Source organism: Pseudomonas sp. GW821-FHT02H06 (assembly GCF_059421525.1).
This window is the reverse complement of the sequence record NZ_JBWKVD010000002.1, coordinates 431,475-448,285: the sequence shown is the minus strand read 5'-3', so window position 1 is coordinate 448,285 and position 16,811 is coordinate 431,475. Positions and strand designations below refer to the sequence as shown.

Here is a 16,811-nt window from a genome sequence, read left to right as displayed (position 1 = left end):
GCGCAGCATGTTCAACATCCAGCAGCTGGCGTGTGGTTATGGCCAGAGTCAGGTCCTCCACGACCTGAGCCTCTCGGTGCAGAAGCAGGAAATCGTCGCGGTGATGGGCCGCAACGGCATGGGCAAGACCACGCTGTTCAAAAGCCTGATGGGCATCCTGCCGCAATGGGGCGGCCAGGTTCAGCTGGACGGCGTGGACGTGTCCGCCATGGAAACCCACAACCGTGTCGCCGAGGGCATGGCCTACGTGCCACAGGGGCGGATGATTTTTCCGTCGATGAGCGTGCTGGAAAACATCCAGACCGGCCTCCCCGCCTCGGCCGGCGGCAAGGTACCGGAAGACCTGTACGCGCTGTTTCCGGTGCTGTTCGACATGCGCGGCCGACGCGGCGGCAACCTGTCCGGCGGCCAGCAACAGCAGCTGGCCATCGCCCGGGCCCTGGCGACCAATCCCAAGGTGTTGTTGCTCGACGAGCCCACCGAAGGCATCCAGCCGTCGATCATCAAGGACATCGCCCGCAGCCTCAAAGAGATCCGCACCCTGCGCAACCTGACGATCATCGTCTCGGAGCAGGTGCTGTCCTTCACCCTGGAAATCGCCGACCGCTTGCTGGTGATCGAGAAAGGCCGCTTCGTCATCGAAGAAACCCGCGCCAATGTCGATGAAGCGACGATCAGTCGGTATTTGTCGGTGTAGCAAGGCCCGGAGACATGCAGCGTCATTAGCACCTACCGAGAACCCAAGGAGAACCCCCATGACCGATACCTTGATCAAAGTCGACCTCAACCAGCCTGTCACCGAAAACGAGCAGATCCACAACCGCTGGCACCCGGACATCCCGATGGCCTGCTGGGTCAAGCCGGGGGATGATTTCATCCTCGAAACCTACGACTGGACCGCTGGCGCGATCAAGAACGACGACGATGCCAGCGACGTGCGCGACGTCGACCTGACCACCGTGCATTACCTGTCCGGGCCGGTCGGTGTACATGGCGCCCAGCCCGGCGACCTGCTGGTGGTGGAGCTGCTGGACATCGGCGCCCGAGCCGATTCGCAATGGGGCTTCAACGGCTTCTTTTCCAAACAGAACGGCGGCGGCTTTCTCACCGAGCATTTCCCCCTGGCGCAGAAATCCATCTGGGATTTCAAAGGCATGATGACCAGCTCCCGGCACATCCCCGGCGTCGAGTTCGCAGGCTTGATTCACCCCGGCCTGATCGGCTGTCTTCCGGACCACAAGATGCTCGCCGAGTGGAACCGCCGCGAACAGGAACTGATCGACACCGACCCGGACCGCGTCCCGGCCCTGGCCTGTCCGCCCTGCGCCAGCACGGCGCACCTGGGCAAACTCAAAGGCCCGGCCCGCGACCTGGCCGCCGCCACGGGCGCACGCACCGTGCCGCCCCGTGAGCACGGCGGCAACTGCGACATCAAGGACTTGTCCCGGGGCTCGAAAGTGTTCTTCCCGGTCTACGTCGACGGCGCGGGTCTGTCCGTGGGCGACCTGCACTTCAGCCAGGGCGACGGCGAAATCACCTTCTGCGGCGCCATCGAAATGGCCGGCTGGGTGCACATGCGCGTCGAGCTGATCAAGGACGGCATGGCCAAATACGGGATCAAAAACCCGGTCTTCAAGCCCAGCCCCATCGTGCCGAACTACAACAACTACCTGATCTTCGAAGGCATCTCGGTCGACGAAGCCGGCCAGCAGCACTACCTGGACGTCAACGTCGCCTACCGCCAAGCGTGCCTGAACGCGATCAACTACATGACCAAGTTCGGTTACTCCCCGGCCCAGGGTTATTCGCTGTTGGGCTCGGCACCGGTGCAGGGTCACATCAGCGGCGTGGTCGACATCCCCAACGCGTGCGCCACCTTGTGGCTGCCGACCGAGATCTTCAAATTCGACATCAACCCCAACGCCAACGGCCCGATAAAATTCATCCACGGCACCGTGGACTTGCCGATCGCGCAGGATAAATAACGCCGGGCTGACTCCCGACCTGCAGGCGCGAATGAATCCGCGCCTGCAGAACCCACGCCGATTAAAGGATTTGAGCCATGCCCCTGTACGAATACGACTGCCCTGACTGCGGGGATTTCACTTCGCTGCGGCCCATGGCCGAGAGCGCGCTGCCGTGCGAGTGCCCGGCGTGCGGCGCATCGAGCCTGCGGGTGATTCTGTCCGCGCCGGGGCTGAGCACGATGGCCGGCAACACCCGCACCGCCATCGCCCGGAACGAGCAAAGCGCCCACGCGCCAAAAACCATGGACCAGTACAAAGAGAGCCGGGGGCACCCCAGCGGCTGCAGTTGCTGCGGCCCGACGAAAAGACTCCAACCCACCAAAGCCAATCCCCACGCCCTGAAAGGCAAGCCGGCGGGCCGACCGTGGATGATCAGCCATTGATCGACTCATGGGGCCAATTGGCCCCTTCACATCAGGTAAAGGGGGCAGTAAAGGGGCGAGCGGCCGCGCATCAGTGCTGCGACACCAGATGACAGCGCACCGATTCCCCAGCGCCTTTTACCGGTAATAACGCCTGGGGCTTTTCGCAGCCGTGGGTGGCTTTCGGGCAGCGGTCGCGAAAGTAACATCCGGTCGGCAACGTGCGGTTGCCCGGCAGCTCGGTCGGCGCCGACACCTGCGCGTCGTCCACCGGCACCCCCAGCCTCGGCACAGCCTCCAGCAACAGCTGCGTGTACGGATGACGCGGCCGCTCCAGCACTTCCGCCGCCGAACCCAACTCCACAATCTGCCCCAGGTACATCACCGCCACCCGGTCAGCCATGTGCCGCACCACCGAGACGTTGTGGGAAATCAGGATGTAGGTCAGGTCGCGAGTGCGTTGCAGCTGGGCCAGCAGATTGAGGATTTGCGCCTGCACCGAAATATCCAGCGCCGAGGTCGGCTCGTCGAGGACGATGATGTCCGGATTGGACGACAAGGCCCGGGCAATCGCAATCCGCTGACGCTGTCCACCGGAAAACTGATGAGGAAAGCGATCAAGGTATTCCGTGCGAATACCCACCTGAGCCGCCACCTTCTCCGCGATGCCACGCATGTCGTGGCGCGGCGCCGATCGCTGAACGAACAACGGCTCGGTGATCACTTTCCACACCGGCAGCCTGGGGTCGAGGGACGACTGCGGGTCCTGAAACACAATCTGCACGTTGCTGCTTCGTTCCTTGTCGCTGTTGTAGATCCAGTCGAGTCGCCCGGATGTTGGCTTGATCAAGCCCATCAGCAACTGCGCCAGGGTGCTTTTGCCGCAGCCGGATTCGCCGACCACGCCGAGGGTTTCGCCGGCACGAACCTGGAGATCGATGCCATTCAGGGCATGGGCCAAAGCCTTGGGACGACCGAGCCAGTCCTTGCCCATCGGGTAATGCACGCGCACATCTTGCAGACCGAGGATGGTCGGGCTTTCGCCGGGCAAGGTCTGCAGGGCTGAACGGATCATGGCCGCGACTCCTGTGGGGTGGCGTGTGAAGGAGCGCTCAACCAGCAGGCGCTTTTGCGGTCGGCGGCGGCGTCGATGGTCTGCATCGGCGGGCGTTGCAGGCATTGGGCTGTGGCATGGGCGCAGCGATCCAGGAACGTGCACCCTTCCGGCAACGCCGACAGATTGGGCACCTGTCCGGGAATGGTCATCAGGTCCTGGCCCGGTTCGACTTGCTCCGGCAATCCGCTGAGCAGGCCCTGGGTGTACGGATGCCGGGGGTCCGCCATCACTTGCGCGGTGACGCCCTGCTCCACCACTGCGCCGGTGTACATCACGTACACCCGGTCGCAGAACTGCGACACCAGCGCCATGTCATGGGTGATCAGCAGAATCGCCGTGCCCCGCGCCCGGGCCTTTTCTCGCAGCAGCAACAGCACTTGCCGCTGCACCGTGACGTCCAGCGCGGTGGTCGGCTCGTCGGCGATCAGCAATTGCGGGTCGCAGGAAAACGCCAGCGCGATCATCACCCGCTGACGCATGCCGCCGGAAAGTTCGAAGGGGTAGCTGTTCATCACCTGCTCGGGGTCGGCGATGTGCATGTCCCGCAGCAACGCGATGGCTTTGGCCTTGGCGTCGGCCTTGCTCAGCCGCTGGTGATGAATGATCACGTCAAGCATCTGCCGACCGATGCGCCGGGTCGGATTGAGCGCGGTCATGGGTTCCTGAAAGATCATCGCGGCGTCACGGCCACGCACACTCAGCAGGTCCTTCTCTTTGGCGGTGAGCATGTCGCGGCCCAGAATGCTCAGGCTGCCACTTTTCACGTCATAGGAACGCTCCGGCAGCAGGCGCAGGCTGAGCATCGCGGTGACCGACTTGCCGGAGCCTGACTCGCCAATCACACCGACGATCTCGCCGGGATTGACGTGCAGCGACACGCCGTTGAGGGCCTTGACCGTGTTTTTGTACGCCGGGAACTCGATGCGCAGGTCGTCGATGACCAAGACCGGCGCTTGCGCCGCAAGGGGTTGTTGAACGGAAGCCTGCATGGTCATTTCCCCTGCTGCCGTGGGTCGAGCAAGTCACGCACGCCGTCGCCCAAAAGGTTGAAACCGGTGGCGGTGATCAGAATCGCCACGCCGGGAAAGGTCGAGTACCACCATTGATCGAGGATGTAGTTGCGCCCGGTCGCGACCATCGCGCCCCACTCCGCCGTCGGCTGTTGCGCGCCCAGGCCAATGAAGCCCAGGGCCGAGGCCATGAGGATGGCGCTGCCGATGTCCAGGCTCAGTTGCACCAGCAACGGCGGCATGGCGTTGCGTGCCACGTGCCAGATGACCATGTGCCAGCGCCCGGCGCCGAAGGTCTCGGCGGCCTTGACGTAACCCATCTGGCGGATGCTCAGGGCTTGCCCCCGAGCCAGCCGCACGTAGAACGGAATCCGCACCAGCGTGATCGCCAGCATGGCGTTGAACAGGCTCGGGCCCAGCGCCGCGGCCAGGGCCATGATCAGCACCAGCGAAGGCACCGACAGCATGATGTCCATCAGGCGCATGATCAGGCCGTCGAAACGCCCGCCGATGATGCCGGACATGCAGCCCAGCAAGCCGCCGGCAAAGCACGAGGCAAAGGCCACAAACAGACCGACGCCGACGGATTGGCGGCTGCCGTATAACACGCGGCTGAACAGGTCCCGGCCCACTTCGTCGGTGCCGAACCAATGGGCGGCGGACGGCGCGGCCAGGCGCTGAGTGAGGTTCAGCGCGTTGGGATCATGGGACGCGAGCCAGGGCGCGAAGGCCATCACCAACAGCACCATCACGGTAATCAGCAACCCGGCCATGGTCAGGGGACTGCGGCGAATCTGATGGGCCAGGTAGGCCCATTTGTCCTGCCAGCGCGAGGCGGCCGGCAGTGGCGCCACGGCGGGCGCGGTGATCGGAGTCGTCATGTCAGTTGACCTCGCCAATGCGCGGATCGATCAGGCGGTACAGCAGATCGATCGCCATGTTCAGCAGCACGTAAATGAAAGAGACCATGATCGCGAAGCCCATGACCGCCGGGAAATCCAGCGACTGGATCGACTTGACCACGTAGGCGCCCATGCCCGGCCAGGCGAACACGGTTTCTGTGAGCACCGCGCCATAGAGCAAGTCGCCCAGGGTCAGGCCCAGCACGGTGACCGAGGGAATCAGCGCGTTGGGCAAGGCGTGACGCAGAATTACCGCCCACTTCGACAGCCCGTAGGCCCGGGCGGTGCGGATGTAGTCTTCGCCAAGCTGGTCGAGCATCGCCGAACGGATCTGCCGCGCGACGACGCCGAGGTTGACGAAGCCCAGGGTGATGGCCGGCAGAATCAGGTGCTGCACGGCGTTGAAAAACAGCCCGGTGTCGCCCTCCAGCAGCGTGTCGATCAGGTAGAACCCGGTAACGGTTCGGGGCGGGTCCAGCCCTTCGTCAAGACGACCGCTGCCGGGCAGCCAGTTCAAATGGCCGTAAAACAGCACGATCAGGCCCAGCCCCAGCCAGAACGCCGGGGTCGAAATCCCGGTCACCGCCAGGGTTCGCGCGACCTGGTCGATGAAGCGGTTGTGGTACACCGCCGAGAGTACGCCCAACGGCACACCCACCAGAATCGACAGGGTCAGGGCCGCCAGCGCCAGTTCCAGCGTCGCCGGGAAGAACGCCTGCAAATCTTCGAGCACGGGGCGATGGGTGCGAATCGACGTGCCCAGGTCGCCGTGCAGCAGGTCGAGCATGTAGCGGCCGTATTGTTGATACAGCGGCAGATCCAGCCCCAACTGATGGCGGATGTTGTCGACGATGGCGTCGGTGGCGCGGTCCCCGGCGATCAGTCGCGCGGGGTCGCCCGGAATCAGGTGCGAGATGGAAAAGGTAATCAGAGAAACGCCGAACACCACCAGCAGCAGGCCGCCCAGGCGTTTGCGCAGCATATTCAGGAAGGCCATGGGGCACCTCGGTCACGCAGTCGATCAATAACGCGAAACAGCTCGCGGACACAGCGCTGCTTCACCGGGCCCCGCCTCCCTTGCAGGGCCCTGTGAGTCACAGCGATTTACGGGATGCAGCGCTTACTTGGTGATCGTGCCGACGTTGAACACCTGTTCCAGCATCGGGTTGAACACGTAGCCCTTGACCTTCTCGCTCATCGGCAAGGTGTAGGCCTTCTGATACAGGTAGGCGTAGACGCTGTCGTTGAGCACGATCTTCTGCGCCTGCTGATACAGCTCGGTGCGCTTGGCCATGTCGTTGGTAGTCGCCGATTCCCGAATCAGCTTGTCCACCGCCGGGTTGTCGTAGAACGAACGGTTGCCGGCCAGGCCTTTCAGCTTCGAGTCGAAGAAGAAGTTCATGAACATGTAGGGGTCGGCGAAGTCCGGGCTCCACGAGCCGATGGCGATGTCGAAATCACCGGTGCCCAGGCGCTCACGCATGCTGGCGTTGGCGAGTTTTTCCAGCTTGAGGTTGACGCCCAGCGGTTGCAGGCCAGCCTGCAGGGTCAGGCCGATGGGCTCCCAGTTCGGGTCTTTGTCGGAGTACATGAACGTCAGGTTGCTGACCTTCGGCGACACTTTCCCAAGATCGGCTTTGGCCTTTTCCATATCCTGCTTGAACGCCGGCAGCTTCTCGTCGTAGGCCCACATGCCCTGAGGGATCGGCCCGTTCAGCGGCTTGGCTTTGCCTTTCAGGATGCCGTTGATGATGCCGTCGTAGTCCAGGGATTCGACAATTGCGCGCCGCGCATCGGGGTTATTCATCGGCGCTTTCTGGGTGTTGAGGTACAGCAGCGTCACCCGCAGCGACGGGTAGTCGCCGACGACGATGCCGGATTTTTTCGCCAGCGCTTCGAGCTGGTCTTCGGGCATGTCTTCGATGATGTCCAGGTCACCGTGTTCCAGCTGCAGACGACGCACGGAGGCCTCGCCGATGATCTTCACCACGACTTTTTTCAGGCTCGGCTTGGGACCGGCGTAGTAGCTGTTCTGCTCCATGGTCAGGGTCTGGCCTTTCTGCCAGTTGACCAGCTTGAACGCGCCCGAACCTGCGGTGTGGTTGGACAGGTAGGCGTCCGCGCCTTCGGTTTTCTTCGCAACGTCCGGGTTGATGATCGCCGCGCCGTTGTGGGCCAGCGTGGAGAGGAACGGCGCGTATGGCGCTTTCAGGGTGAAGCGCACGGTCAGCGGATCGACCACCGACACGGCCATGTCCTCGGGGAAGGCGCCGGACGGACCTTGCTTGAGCTTCATCACCCGGTCAAAGGAGAACTTCACCGCCTCGGCGTTGACCTCGGCGCCGTCATCGAATTTGTTGCCGGGCTTGAGCTTGAATTCCCAGGTCAGGTTGTCCGCCGAGGTGGTCCAGCTGCTGGCCAGCTCCCCTGCCACTTCGGTGCTGCCCTTGCCGTTTTCGACCTTGTAGGTCACCAGCCGCTGGTACGCCGGGTAGGTCACGGTCCAGTCGTTGTTGTCGATGGTCACGGCCGGGTCGAGGGTCTGCGGGTCGGACGGTTTGCCGATCATCAGGGTGTCCTGGGGCACGGCTGCGCTGGCCGATTGCCAGGCGCCGAGGCCCATGGCGGTGCAGAGGACTGCCATCGCCAGCGTGCGTGGGGTAAGGATTGATTTCATGCCGGTTCCTTGATCGTTCGATGTCTGAAAGTTCGTCAGGTTTGTTATTGAAGCTATACCGGGCAGTTCAAGCTCACAGGCCTCAGGCCTGCGAAATGGCGCGCCCTGCTCTTGCGAGGTCGGGTGACGCCAGGTTCAGCCGGGATTCATGGTTGTCCCGGTCGTGTGCGGTGTTGCGTGATACGTGATGCGTGATGCGTTTTTAGTGAGCGGGCTGGATCGAGCCGTCGTCGATTAAGGGGTAGTCCTCGGCGTTCGGCAGTTCGTAGTGCCACCACTCGCTGTCGATGTAGGTGAAGCCTGCCGCCAGCATGATCCCCAGCAACAGCAGGCGGTTCCGCTGTATGTCGGCGGGCAGATCAGCGAAGAACTGATGGGACTGCTCGCGCATGTCGTCGAAGCCGGTGCCCATGTCCAGGGCGTTGCCGCTGGCGTCGATCAGGGTCAGGTCCACGGCCACGCCCCGGGTGTGGTGGGAACCCAGGCTGGGGGCGCGCACGTATTCGGGGTTGGGCAGCGCCTGCCACAGCAGGTATTGCGCGTACGCCGGGCGATAGGCGTCGAAGATGCGCAGGCGCAACCCGGACTGGCGCGCCAGGGTGCTGGCCTTGCGCAGACAGCGCTCGGCGTCGCGATGCAGCAGGCAGCGCGGGTCCTGGTAAATCTGCTTGCCGGCGAGGTTGTCGACGCCGGCGTAGATCAGGTCGACCTCGACCTGCAGCGCGTGGGCATCGACTTCGACGAGGGGGCTATTCACGTAACGGCACTCCAGATCAGCGTGTTCATTCATCATGTGTTGGGGGCGATGCTTCCCCCGTAGGACCGGCTTTAGCCGGGAAGCCTTATCTATTCAAACTGGCCAAACAGTTGTTGCAGCTCACGGTTCTTCGCCAGCCTCTGGTCGAGGCGGTCGCCGTATTTATCGGCCACCGCCGACACCATCAGATTGAACAGGCAGGTCAGCGGCGCCAGGGAATCCCAGAACTGCCCCACATCGGAATTGAGCTGCAGCAGATCGCTCGGGTAATCCCTGGCCCATGGGCAGTGAAAGTCGGTGATAAACGCCAGGCCTACGTTCTGTTGATGGGCGACTTCGCAGAAGGTCCGCGTCACGGCGGAATAGGTTCGGAAGTCGGCGATCACGGCGTAAGGGTTCTCAAATTGCGAGTTGAGTGATTCGGCGTAGGTGCCGGACAAACCGTCGACGTAGTACACCTTCGGGCGGATGTACTCCAGGTGACTGAAAAACGCGTTGAGGATGCCGCGGGTGGTCTGGATGCCGACGATGAACACCGCGTCGGCGCTGTGCAGCCGCTCAACGATGCGGGCGAAGGCCTCGCCACGGGCCAGGGCGTAGACCCGCTGGATCGCTTCCAGCTCACGGTTCATCGAGCGTTCCAGCGCATCGCCCTGGGTGTTTTCTTCACGAAAGGCGCCGAGCCGATCAGTGATCACCCAAGGGCTGGCGCTGTCGCCGCGCAGGCTCTGTTTGACGTCGTCGATGTTGCGATAGCCCAGCGAACGCAGAAACCGCCCGACTGAAATGCCGGTGGTCCCGGTCTGCTGGGCGATGCTGTCAGCGGTTTCGAACGGCAGCTTTTGCGGATTGGCCAGCAGGTAGCCGGCGATGCGCTTACCCGTCGGCGTCAGATCGCTGAACCGCTGTTCCAGTGCATCGAGGAAGGGACGCTTTTCCATGGGAATTCCGCTGATGGAGCCGGGTTGCGTGGACCGGGATAATGTTATCCGGCGGTCATTTTGCAACAGGATGTTAGCAACATAACATCGTGTTTCGAGATGGCACAATGATTATTTTAAGAGATTGGCGAGGGGGAAAGCGGCGTGTTTCAGGGTGGTGCGAGGTTGCGGAGGATGCGCGTTTTCGGGGCGAAAAACGGCTACCTGTATTTTTCACAAAACAAGGGTTCATCTGCAAAAGCGCACTGCAATCACAAATGAACCCATTCTGAGAGGGTATCTATTTATGCCGCGCTCTCGCCGAAGAATCGGAAAAGCACAGCGCGATCATTTCCATTCTCCCGGTAGAAGGCCTTCAACAGGATATCCACTCCGTTCTGGATGATAAGCTCAGTGGCCGGTCCGATGTTTGGATGGACCACTGAACCGTCTGAACCAAACGCCAAGTCACGATTCCCGTCTTTCAGCAACCGGATTAATCGGACATCAGACGATGTTTGACCATATGAGATGACCACACGCTGTTGATCGTCGACCGCCATCAGAGCAAAGGACTGAAGCGACGTATCAACTTCACTGACGACCAATGGCTGCCCACCCTGGAACGCTGGATCATACTCGCCGTATTGAGTCAGCTTGATAATCACCAACTTATTCTTGCCGTCACTGTCTTGAATATTCGCCTGAAGCGTTACGCCGCCATCATCCCCGTAAAAGACCTTTTTTAGCAGGATGCTGGTGACGCCGGGCAACTGGGGAAGATCGATAATTTTGCGCCCCCCCGCAAACTGCGTGTCGAGCTCGCCGGCCGAGGTATATCGGGAGACAACGCCCAAGACCCTGCCATTGTTGAAATGACCCGCCAGTGTGACACTGCCGTCGCTGCCCGCTGCATAGTCTGCCCAAAGATCAGACGTGGGCGTAATCGCTTTAACCCCGTTATCGCCAAAACCCTTAACCGGAAGGCCGTCAACGTCGAATTTTACAAGGTGAAAGGTAGCCACTTGGCTATTGATGAGTCTGCACGGAAATAGGACGCTGCCATCCTGTTGCCGCACGGACGCGCGGACGGAATTCCAAGGGGAGAAGTATTCCTTTGTGGAGGTGTCGGCTTCACCGTCTACCTTTAACTTAAACAACTGCTTGCCGTCTTTACCGAACTTGATATCTGGCTTGCCAGTTGCGAATATCCGAATGGCGGCCGGAACGTTCACCAGAGAACCGGTACCTTCTGGCTTCAGGAACTCTGAAACCCCGACGCAGGTGATAGTTGTCTCCTTTTGATCAGTGCTGAAAATAAAACCTTCGCTGTCCAGAACGGTGGGGTAAAGGTCGTCCATAAATGGATACGTGAAGCGCCCCCCATTGCCAAAATCATGATCCAATGTTCCATCAGACTTATGACGGCCGATATTACCGTTCTGGGATCCCCTTTGACCATTTTGAATTTCGTAAAAACCTTGGTCACTCTCACTTCGCGGATCAGACACATACAGTTGATAGGGGTTTAGAATATAACCACTACCGTTGAATTCAACATCTCGATCGCCCGCTTGATGAGCAGCATTGGCAGGATTCGCTTTCTTATCACTCATGATCGTTCTTCCTTGAGGATTTATTGAAACCAAAGACTATCCCCAATCTACATCTCCGTCCACTTAGCGAGATCGTTCATATTTTCAATACAGAACTGAAAATATCGAATACAAACAAAGTGTTAGCATCGGTTATAGCGAATCGCGATTATGGCAACTTCGATTCAATCTAGGCAGCAAATAAACATCGCAATAAATGGCAAGCCACTCACGAGTATCTGTTCTAGCAGTCAACGCGTCGGGGCTGTGCAGCCGCGCTCGACGATACGAGCAAAGGTTTCGCCACGGGCCAGGGCGTAGACCCGCAGGATCGCTTCCACCTCACAGTTCATCGAGCGTTCCAGCGCATCGCCCTGGGGGGGGGCAGGCGGGGGATATTCATGATACAGGATGACCGTGCAGGAGCGGACCGGTCTGCGGAAAGACCACTTCAGGCCAGACATCTGCAGGTTTGAGCCCCAAACTTGACCACTGGCTTCGACGAAATCCGCGCAGGGCGAATATCTCGCCGATCCACGGAGACCGTCGTAAGCAACAGCATGTTTTTACCTTCTTCCTCTGGACGACTATTCATCCTTAAATATCTGGCTATCAGCCAGACTTCGCGGCGATTCCCCTGTTGGGTCAGTGTGAACACTGAAGGCCCTGCAACAGAATAGCTGCACTCATGACCCGAGAATCCGGGCAAATGATTCTCTTGCTGTGTTGAACTTGAAAGCTGCAGCCAGCAGATCCGTTCCGTTTTGAACCGCGTACAGCTCCAACACCGTCAGTTCCGGAAACTCGACTGAGCCATTTGCTTCAAAACCAGTATCTATCGAGCCATTGGCGGTTACCCTGAATAGACGAGGCTGAATTTCTCCATTGCCGGATTTAGCAATGAGATAACGCCCTTCACCGTCAACTTGCATGGTCGTATAGGTGGCCACAGAATCTATTACAAGCGGGTTCCCATTATTGAATGTGCCGTCGGCAGCGCCATTGTCGGCCAGTCTCATCAGCGCAATCTTGTCGTCGCCTTGTTCAGTAAAGGTAAGGAGCACCGTACTTTTGCCGTCAGCTGAGACATCAAGCTGCAGCAATCTATGCCGACCGCCCTGGCCGGTAATGATGACTCTTCCGCCGGAACCAAAGGTCGAATCAAGTGTGCCATTGGGCGTGAACCTGACCACCACACCCTGAACTGTACCGTCCGAAGTGGTCTCCCCAATCGCAATGAGTCTTCCCTGGTCATCTACACCATAGTCAGTCCAGTTGTTACCTATGGTTTTCGAATCCAGTTTGAGAAAGCCGCTGCCGTGAAACCCCGTATCCGGTAATCCGTCCGACGTTATTTTGACAAGATAGTTCGCCGAATAATATTCAGGACGGTCGGCATTGCTTGGGATGCTCGACAGGAAAAAGCTACCGCCTGCCCCTTTTCTTTCACTCTGTCGAAAGGTAGCAAAGCGAAGATTTATCTCATTTGAGGGGTCGCTAAATGGAAATGGCTGGCGGTTTTCAAAGATAGCTGTGCCATTACCGGTACTGCCGAAGTTTTGGTCCAGTTCCCCTGTTGAAGTGAGCCGCAGTGCTGCAGAGGAAGTGTAATAACCGGGATCGTTGGAGATGGCTATGGCGTCCCCCACACAGGTAATCGACCCATCCGAATCAAAGATCATGCCGTCAATGACGATGTATGCGGATTCGGCGATTCCAACCAGCAACGACGGTAACTCCAGCCTCCCGCCATTGAAGGAGGTATCCAGAGAACCGTCGGCGTTGTAGCGAGAGATCCAGCTTTTCCTCTCTAGAGTTTGTTCCTCTCGGCCGCTATTCTTTCTAGGTAGACGCCCTTCGCCGACCACGTAGAATCGTTGACCCGCATCCGGATTTGGATCGATGAATACTGCCACAGGGACTGGACCGCTAAAAAAGAAGTAGGGGTCCAGCTCTCCACCCGCCCGAGAGGCGGGAGGGTTTTCACTGCCTGCTTCCCCGAAAAACCTGCAGAGCAAAAGTTCGTTGGGCAGAACGAAATTCGGATCCTGAGCACTTGCAAGTATATCCGTACCTTTTTGAATCCCCAGCCTGCGGAACCCATTAAGATTGTTATAGGTTCTGGAACCGTTAATACCAAACTCGCTGTCCAGGGTCCCATCAGGCATTATCCTCGTCATGCGTGCATGCTGCTTCGATACGGCATCCTGTCCAACCACGATAATTCGTTTTTGTTTATCCAACTCCATGGACACAAACGCATCGTTCATGCCGCCCAGTTCACTCAATAAAAGCGCTTTACCATCATTGAAACTTGCATCCTCCTTCCCGTTCTTGTCCAGCTTCATGACACCAAATTCTACGCCTCCCTGCGACTGTAGGTAATCCACGGCAAGCAAGACGATGACTTCGCCGCCATCCAGGACCTTGGCTTCTTTAACAGAAACATTGGCCCCTTCGATCTTGATGATCTGCTCACCGCTATTGCCGAAGCCGGAATCGAGTTTACCGTCCGAGGCATATCGAGCCAGGACCCCCTCTGTAGCATTGACACCTTGCCCCCTGCCAGCAAGCGTGATGCTCCCATTGCTATCAATCCCGTAGTCTAACCATTGCAGCCTGCGTTCTGGACTTGCCGCAGGTATCGTCAAGACGCCGTTTGTCCCAAACCCAGGCACCGGAGCGCCGTTCTCTTCAATTTTTACCAGATGGTAAGAAGTAACCTGGGTGTTGTATTTGTAGAGACTGCAACAGAAAAGTATATTTCCACCTGACTGTACAGTGCGCCGGATAGAGCCGAATCCATGAGAAACAGCTTGAGTGTGTGGAGCACGCGGGTCGTCAGGGTGAGATAAATCAACGCCGTAGCCGGCCGCTTCTTTAGACAAGTCGACCTCGTATATCTTCCGCCCCTTATCCCCGAAACTCTCATCTATTGCAGCAGAGGTGCCTGAGGTGGTAATACGGAGCGCCGCAGGTTGGAAATATCTAGCGGATCCGGTATTAAGTTCCGTAATGCCAACACAGGTGATTTTGCCGTTGTTATTAAAAATCAGCCCCTGAACATCCATGACGGCGCTCAAACTGCCATCGACAGATGGAAGGATTAAGTTCCCAAAAGCAGGATCAACAGCACCCGTCGGCAACCGGCCAACTATCACACTTGGGTTACTGGCACTCGTCCCGTAGGTAATGACATACATCCTTTGATCAGTATCCGTCGTTGGATCAGTGATAAACGGATCACGAATATATCTGACATAACCACTACCTCCGAATTGTAGATCCTGATCGCCAGCAACATGCGCGGCGTTGGCAGAAGTGGTGCTTCCGTTGCGATTGTCGTTACCCATGACTTTTCATCCTTTGAATGTGTTTGCGGTTTCCAGAGCCTAGCGCCTGGCGCTGATCACATTCAAACAGGATGAAATCCACGTGATTTATTGTGAATTAGAAAATCCCTTTGAATACATCAGCTTGGAAATTGATAGTGCGGTTCGCAATTGAACTTACTTCCAAACAATCTAAATGCTTATAAATAACCGAAATAAGGATTACCGTACTATTCCCTTTTATCTTGCAACGTACCACTGCTCGCAACGAGTACGCTGGCTGACCTACAGGCGCTGTGCATTGCACACAGCGCCCACTCAACCCGCAGACGCTTAACGCAAATTAGTCTTCGCCAACTCCAGCACCATATCCGCTTTACCGTTCATCACGGCCTTGAGCATGAATAGGCTGAAGCCTTTCGCCTGGGCGAGCTTGATCTTTGGTGGCATGACCAGCTCTGGCTTTATAGTGACTGCATCTAACAGCGATGGCCCTAGGTGATCGAATGCCTACTCAAAACGTTTGCCAGCATTCTGAAAGAGACGCGGGCAAACCTGATATGCCCGTTGTAGAGATGTTTTTTTTGCAGCCAGTGAATGGTTCACTGGATTTTCTAGATCCAACGGGCCGGGCGAAATATTGAGGCTGAAAGGGCAATTGATGCCCTTTCAGTACGAACGGCTCAGTCAGTGCGCATCACGAATGTCAACCGAAATACCGGTTAAGTAGCGCTAACGAGTTGAGGTCACGAATTCCCACCAGCAGATCAGCACGGTTGTGAACAGTGAGATCTTTCAGCCGAGGGTACCCCGGGAATGTGACGGTCCCGTCCACGCCAAATGTCCTGTCCATCTCTCCCTTCGGCGTATACCGTTTTATACTGCCCTCCCGATCCCCCGTAGAGTTCTGAAGCAAGATGAATCGCTGCAAGCCATCCACGCACAGTTCAGGCCAAATAGTATCTCGACGACTAGCGCTTACGACACAGGGAGCTCCGTTACAAAAGGAGGGATCGGCAGCACCATTTTTCAGCCGTCTCATCAGAGCAATTTCAATACCGTTCTGTAGAACTACCTCAACGAGTAGTGCGATATTTTCATCAGGTAGAATATGGAGCTGTATTACCCGCACCACGCCGTCCGCGACATCGAAAGTTTGTACCCCTTTGGAGCCAAAATCCGGATCAAGCTCGCCATCGGCTTTGAATTTCACGAGCACGGGGTGCTTGAAATTCTGATCGCTTGGAGCACTCATGCCTGCGAGTATCAAACCACCATTCCTGTCGGCGACGTAGTCACCCCAGGCCGTGCCCAAGGTCAAGGGATCAATCAACTTCACCCCCCCTGTCTGGAATGTGGTATCCAGCGCGCCATCGGATTTAATCTTTACGAGGTAAAAAGTCTCAGTGCGCGTGGCGTAGTCGATGACATATGATAAAAACAGAACGTCTCCCTCAGCCTGACGGCTCCGTCGGTTCGAATTAAAGGGCGGGTACACGTAGATTGGGGATATATTAGTTGGCGTACCGATTTTGTAGATCGCTACACCTTTATGCCCAAAAGAAGCGTCCATCTCTCCCGCTGGGTTGAACCGTATTGCCGCAGGTGAATGATAGTAATGATGATCCATCTTTGCCGTGGCATCACCTACCCCGGTAATTGCTCCGTCGTCATGAAAGATGAAACCACGGATATGAATGTGCGCTTCATTGTCGGGGCCGGTGATTAGCGAAGGAATCACCAAACGCTTTCCTTCATTAAATGTTTTATCGGCCGAACCGTCGGCTTCACGGCGGGAAATCCAACTATTCAAATGCCCAGTCAGTTGCTCGTACCCAATAAGGTAGAATTTCTGATTGACATCTACGGCCATGTCGGTAATCAGAGTCTTATGGTCAGCGATGAGATAACCATCAGTGCCGAATCTAAGGTCCCTGCTCCCTGGAGCGTGTGATGTTTTGTTATCGTCAACTGCTTTTTTGCTCATGATCCTTCATCCTGAATTCAATCCGAGCTTTGAGCTTAAACATTCGTCGTTGAAGTTTCAAAGGAATGACGTAGCCAATAAAAATCCGGTCAGAAATTTATGCTAATGAAAACAGTCAGTTGCAA

The 16,811-nt window shown here is 57.8% G+C and carries 13 protein-coding genes and 2 pseudogenes; 3 read left to right on the top strand and 12 right to left on the bottom strand.

Going from position 1 to position 16,811, the window contains the following annotated elements; translation table 11 throughout:
* Window positions 1-7 precede the first annotated feature (7 nt).
* The 3 genes from urtE to AC07VF_RS05125 all read left to right on the top strand — a co-directional run bounded on the left by urtE (window position 8) and on the right by AC07VF_RS05125 (window position 2,410).
* Complete coding sequence (urtE, locus tag AC07VF_RS05135) at window positions 8-697, top strand: urea ABC transporter ATP-binding subunit UrtE (RefSeq protein WP_282370635.1); 690 nt, start codon at window positions 8-10, stop codon at window positions 695-697.
* A gap of 58 nt (window positions 698-755) precedes the next feature.
* Entirely contained in the window at window positions 756-1,985 is a 1,230-nt protein-coding gene (gene fmdA / locus AC07VF_RS05130) for a formamidase (protein ID WP_495009789.1), read from the top strand.
* Window positions 1,986-2,062: 77 nt separating this feature from the next.
* Entirely contained in the window at window positions 2,063-2,410 is a 348-nt protein-coding gene (locus tag AC07VF_RS05125) for an FmdB family zinc ribbon protein (protein ID WP_192172210.1), read from the top strand.
* 70 nt (window positions 2,411-2,480) lie between these two features.
* Here the strand turns inward: AC07VF_RS05125 and AC07VF_RS05120 are convergent, their stop codons facing one another.
* The 12 genes and pseudogenes from AC07VF_RS05120 to AC07VF_RS05065 all read right to left on the bottom strand — a co-directional run bounded on the left by AC07VF_RS05120 (window position 2,481) and on the right by AC07VF_RS05065 (window position 16,686).
* Window positions 2,481-3,464 carry an oligopeptide/dipeptide ABC transporter ATP-binding protein gene (locus tag AC07VF_RS05120; RefSeq protein WP_495009788.1) on the bottom strand — a complete coding sequence of 328 codons (984 nt, stop codon included), beginning with the start codon at window positions 3,462-3,464 and terminating at the stop codon, window positions 2,481-2,483.
* Window positions 3,461-4,495: an ABC transporter ATP-binding protein gene (locus AC07VF_RS05115; RefSeq protein WP_495009787.1), complete on the bottom strand. Its 1,035-nt coding sequence runs from the start codon at window positions 4,493-4,495 to the stop codon at window positions 3,461-3,463. The genes AC07VF_RS05120 and AC07VF_RS05115 overlap by 4 nt, the downstream gene beginning before the upstream one ends.
* 2 nt (window positions 4,496-4,497) lie before the next feature.
* The gene (gene ddpC, locus AC07VF_RS05110) at window positions 4,498-5,397 is read right to left on the bottom strand and encodes a D,D-dipeptide ABC transporter permease (RefSeq protein WP_192172213.1); all 900 of its coding nucleotides are present in this window, start codon (window positions 5,395-5,397) and stop codon (window positions 4,498-4,500) included.
* Between the two features lies 1 nt (window position 5,398).
* On the bottom strand, window positions 5,399-6,415 hold the full coding sequence (locus AC07VF_RS05105; protein ID WP_495009786.1) for an ABC transporter permease: 1,017 nt from the start codon (window positions 6,413-6,415) through the stop codon (window positions 5,399-5,401).
* A gap of 123 nt (window positions 6,416-6,538) precedes the next feature.
* Complete coding sequence (locus AC07VF_RS05100; RefSeq protein WP_495009785.1) at window positions 6,539-8,095, bottom strand: ABC transporter substrate-binding protein; 1,557 nt, start codon at window positions 8,093-8,095, stop codon at window positions 6,539-6,541.
* A gap of 202 nt (window positions 8,096-8,297) precedes the next feature.
* Window positions 8,298-8,852: a D-alanyl-D-alanine dipeptidase gene (gene ddpX, locus AC07VF_RS05095; protein ID WP_495009784.1), complete on the bottom strand. Its 555-nt coding sequence runs from the start codon at window positions 8,850-8,852 to the stop codon at window positions 8,298-8,300.
* Between the two features lie 89 nt (window positions 8,853-8,941).
* Window positions 8,942-9,793, bottom strand: a complete 852-nt coding sequence (locus AC07VF_RS05090; protein WP_495009783.1) for a MurR/RpiR family transcriptional regulator — start codon at window positions 9,791-9,793, stop codon at window positions 8,942-8,944.
* Between the two features lie 284 nt (window positions 9,794-10,077).
* Entirely contained in the window at window positions 10,078-11,388 is a 1,311-nt protein-coding gene (locus tag AC07VF_RS05085; protein WP_495009782.1) for a hypothetical protein, read from the bottom strand.
* A 254-nt stretch (window positions 11,389-11,642) separates the two neighbouring features.
* Window positions 11,643-11,741, bottom strand: a pseudogene (locus tag AC07VF_RS05080) (MurR/RpiR family transcriptional regulator); the annotation flags it as partial.
* A 312-nt stretch (window positions 11,742-12,053) separates the two neighbouring features.
* Window positions 12,054-14,720, bottom strand: coding sequence for an NHL repeat-containing protein (locus AC07VF_RS05075; RefSeq protein WP_495009781.1), 2,667 nt, complete (start codon window positions 14,718-14,720; stop codon window positions 12,054-12,056).
* 312 nt (window positions 14,721-15,032) lie between these two features.
* Window positions 15,033-15,209, bottom strand: a pseudogene (locus AC07VF_RS05070) (ubiquinone-dependent pyruvate dehydrogenase); the annotation flags it as partial.
* Between the two features lie 196 nt (window positions 15,210-15,405).
* Entirely contained in the window at window positions 15,406-16,686 is a 1,281-nt protein-coding gene (locus AC07VF_RS05065) for a hypothetical protein (protein ID WP_495009780.1), read from the bottom strand.
* Window positions 16,687-16,811 lie beyond the last annotated feature (125 nt).

Excerpts from the sequence above, each read along its gene's own strand:
- ddpC (WP_192172213.1), bottom strand. The coding sequence starts at position 5,397 with ATGACGACTCCGATCACCGCGCCCGCCGTGGCGCCACTGCCGGCCGCC.
- AC07VF_RS05090 (WP_495009783.1), bottom strand. The coding sequence starts at position 9,793 with ATGGAAAAGCGTCCCTTCCTCGATGCACTGGAACAGCGGTTCAGCGAT.
- urtE (WP_282370635.1), top strand. The coding sequence starts at position 8 with ATGTTCAACATCCAGCAGCTGGCGTGTGGTTATGGCCAGAGTCAGGTC.
- fmdA (WP_495009789.1), top strand. The coding sequence starts at position 756 with ATGACCGATACCTTGATCAAAGTCGACCTCAACCAGCCTGTCACCGAA.
- AC07VF_RS05100 (WP_495009785.1), bottom strand. The coding sequence starts at position 8,095 with ATGAAATCAATCCTTACCCCACGCACGCTGGCGATGGCAGTCCTCTGC.
- AC07VF_RS05120 (WP_495009788.1), bottom strand. The coding sequence starts at position 3,464 with ATGATCCGTTCAGCCCTGCAGACCTTGCCCGGCGAAAGCCCGACCATC.
- AC07VF_RS05085 (WP_495009782.1), bottom strand. The coding sequence starts at position 11,388 with ATGAGTGATAAGAAAGCGAATCCTGCCAATGCTGCTCATCAAGCGGGC.
- AC07VF_RS05125 (WP_192172210.1), top strand. The coding sequence starts at position 2,063 with ATGCCCCTGTACGAATACGACTGCCCTGACTGCGGGGATTTCACTTCG.
- AC07VF_RS05075 (WP_495009781.1), bottom strand. The coding sequence starts at position 14,720 with ATGGGTAACGACAATCGCAACGGAAGCACCACTTCTGCCAACGCCGCG.
- AC07VF_RS05115 (WP_495009787.1), bottom strand. The coding sequence starts at position 4,495 with ATGCAGGCTTCCGTTCAACAACCCCTTGCGGCGCAAGCGCCGGTCTTG.
- AC07VF_RS05105 (WP_495009786.1), bottom strand. The coding sequence starts at position 6,415 with ATGGCCTTCCTGAATATGCTGCGCAAACGCCTGGGCGGCCTGCTGCTG.
- AC07VF_RS05065 (WP_495009780.1), bottom strand. The coding sequence starts at position 16,686 with ATGAGCAAAAAAGCAGTTGACGATAACAAAACATCACACGCTCCAGGG.